2 protein-coding genes and 2 pseudogenes are annotated in these 3,116 nt (G+C 39.9%); all 4 read left to right on the top strand.

The genetic code is table 11. The features are described from left to right. Positions 1-525 (top strand): annotated as a pseudogene (locus H6G97_RS48720) (hypothetical protein); the annotation flags it as partial. A 49-nt stretch (positions 526-574) separates the two neighbouring features. Beyond that, complete coding sequence (locus tag H6G97_RS48715) at positions 575-1,339, top strand: tetratricopeptide repeat protein (protein WP_190947466.1); 765 nt, start codon at positions 575-577, stop codon at positions 1,337-1,339. A gap of 873 nt (positions 1,340-2,212) precedes the next feature. Next, positions 2,213-2,365, top strand: a complete 153-nt coding sequence (locus H6G97_RS48710; protein ID WP_190947465.1) for a hypothetical protein — start codon at positions 2,213-2,215, stop codon at positions 2,363-2,365. 128 nt (positions 2,366-2,493) lie between these two features. Beyond that, positions 2,494-3,116 (top strand): annotated as a pseudogene (locus H6G97_RS48705) (hypothetical protein); the annotation flags it as partial.

Here is a 3,116-nt window from a genome sequence, read left to right as displayed (position 1 = left end):
CGTTGGGGATCTGGTGGCTATGCTTTTTTTCTTCTGGTAACTATAAACAAGATTAATTATTCGCTTGTTCGTATTGTTTCCGCGAACTACTTCTTTTTGTCCAAAGTCCAAAAGTTAGGCAAGTCGGAGAATTACAAAAAACGCATTGCAGAAGTGGCTTATGGGTTTAAAGCTGGTGAGCAATTATCAGCCCAAGCGTTGACAGTAATGAATAAAGATACATTTGAACTTGAAGCCATCAGTCGGTTGACTCAAATTGCTCAAAGGATTGGCATGGTTTGGGGTAAGTCTGATGAAAATGGTACTCAAGTCCAAGGTAAAACTTATGACTTGGCTTTCAATACCCAGCAGAGGCATTTAATTATTTCGCAGAAAAATGGAGAGGTAATTTTAAACTTGCAATCTGGGAGAATACAGACTAATAAAGTAACTCCACAGATATTGCAAACTTTTGAGGATGTTAATACTCAAATTGATAAAATATTAGCTAAATCTCAAATACAACAAATAGACTTACAAAGATAGATTTATACTAAATAGACTTTTTAAGGCGATCAAAGAGGAGAACAACGCTATGGAGACAGCGAATTTAGAGCAAGCACAGGTTTTTTATAATCAAGGTTTGGCACATTTAAAGTCAGGTAATTTAGATGCAGTTATCGAGTGCTTTAGAGAGGCATTACTACTTAATCCTAATTTTGCTGAAGTTCACAATACTATAGGACTAATTCAGTTTCAAATCGAAAAATATGAAAATGCGATTCAGCTTTTTGATAACGCATTAGCAATGAATCCGAATTTTGCTGAAGCTTATAATAATCGAGGATTAGCTCGCTCAAAAATCTGTCATAAGTCAGAATTTCCCAAGGTGATTGAAGATTATACTAAAGCCATCGCTCTGAATCCAAAATTAGTCCAGGCTTATCTAAATCGGGCTGATACGTATAAAAACTTAACTGGTGACAACCCAGCAGCTATCTTAAATTACAATCAAATAATTTCACTCGCTCCAAACTGTTTATCAGCTTATATAAATAGGGCGAATATTCATTTTTTATCTGGTGAATTAGAAAAATCACTCTTTGATTTAGAAAAAGCATTATCTCTAGATGCTGATTGTGCAGAAGCATATTGTGGACGAGGGACAGTCAGATTCCATCTGGGCAATATTGAGGACGCTAAAAAAGATTTATTTAAAGCTTTTGGTTTGTACGAGGCGCGAGGCAATATGATTTACTGTGCTTTTACTCGAAGTTTGATTATGGAGCTTTTTCGAGATCATGAAGTTTACAAAGATTTGTTTGGGGTTGAAAGTAGGATAGTCAAATCGAAAAAGTAGCTACTTTGTCGAGTGGCTACAAATTAAATTTTTTTTTCATTTCTTCCTACGATGCCTGCGGTGTTCTCGAAGAATCGCACCTTGTTCGGTGTCTGCCTGTTTACTGCTTGTAGAATCCGTGAATGGCCCACTTGTGCTGTAAGTAAGGCATTGGTGGGGATGAAGAGAGAGGAGAGGCGATGCCTACGGTGGCAAGCTACGCAAATACAAGGATCATAAAGTTTAGTTAATAGCGATAAAAAAATCGCTATTAACCTTATTTTTTGATCAGTCTATACAGTTAGTAGCAGCATATTAGCATTATTGTATAAACCTACCGATTTCCTAACTGCGCTGTTGATTCAGCGCTTTCCTTATCTGACTATCTTTTCATATTTCAAGACTTAAGTGATTAAATCTCACCTTATATTTCTATATTTGACTAGCAACTGCGTTACCTGGCGGCGGGTTGCCGCAGCTCCCTATGATCGCACCTTCCCACCCCCGCCAAAATGCCCTACTAGTCTGCCAACCCAAAAATGTGCTTGTGAGGACTGGGTAAAGGGGAAAGGGAAAAGGTTAAGGGATTTAAACCCTTTACCCCGCTTTCGTCACGAAAGCGAACTACTACAGCCTAGGAAACATTCTTAAAGAGATAAAAGCTAATCGCTTCTAAGGGCAAAATAACAGAGCTTGCGCGTGTAAAGGGTTGGGGAATGTTAGGGAGATTAAAAAAAACCTACAACCGCGTATGAAAACGATGTAGGGGTGGAGTGTAATGTAATGAATCGTAGCATTCTAAAACCTTTTAGATTGTATGGAAGGATTTAGAACGGGTTATACAACTACGGGTGGATATCTAAGAAGTGTGGGGTTATAGTTCAGGGATAGGTTATGGAAACTGCACTTTCCCAAACCTCTTTTTTGACTGTTGGTGATTGCCTGCCGAGCGGTTACGTCATCGCCCTCAGATATTGGGAGCGGCGGCGGCGTTGTGGATGCTGTCACCTGTTGGGGGAGATGTCACGAAGATTCGTCTTAGGTTAGGCATGATGTAAAAATAAGTTGTAAAAATTTAATTTGGAATAAGCTGTTAGCCTTACTTTCCAATTCAAAATGAAAGAGTGATTTTTGCGTAACTCCTTGGTATCTTTCTTGTACGTTTTGGCACGGCTATGCCAAATACGCTAAAAATAAAGGTAAAACAACTGCCAATGCTCGATTACGTCAGTGCAGGAATCGCGTTTTACATAACAATGCTCCCGGTACAGGAGTGGATACTGGAGTTTCGCCTCGGTTATCTCGGTCGCTACTGGAGCTTGATAAGCGTTGTTGGCTCATTAATTGGCTCTTTGCTCTGTGCGCTGATATTTGTGCCATTGATTATTAACATGATATTAAATCCGTTCAAATATCCAGATAATGCTTTGATGAATGCGATCGCTGCGGTGATTTTTGGTGCAGTACTCTGGCTGGGGCAGTGGTTGATCCTGCGCCAGACTGAGATGACACCGAGAATTTTTGCGCTCATCAATACAGTAGTTGGAATTTTTGTCTTCTCTGTGCTGGTATGGTTTAATCAAAAAAGTTTGCAGTGGAGCGGAGGCCCGATTCAAGGTTGGAAAACCGGACTCATCTTTTTAGTCGGTGGTACAGTTACCGGAGCGGCGACGGGTAAGGCATTAGATTTTTACTGTGGACGAGTTGAGCAGCGATTAATCAGACTTGAGAGGGAGAGGGTAGAAGAAGAAACCCAAGAGCGGGAAAGGCTTTTGAAAGAAAAAATTGAGAAGGAGAA

The sequence above is a fragment of the Nostoc flagelliforme FACHB-838 genome (assembly GCF_014698065.1).
Lineage (GTDB): Bacteria > Cyanobacteriota > Cyanobacteriia > Cyanobacteriales > Nostocaceae > Nostoc > Nostoc flagelliforme_B.
Note: the sequence above shows the minus strand (reverse complement) of the source record. Positions and strands in the feature narration are given on the sequence as shown.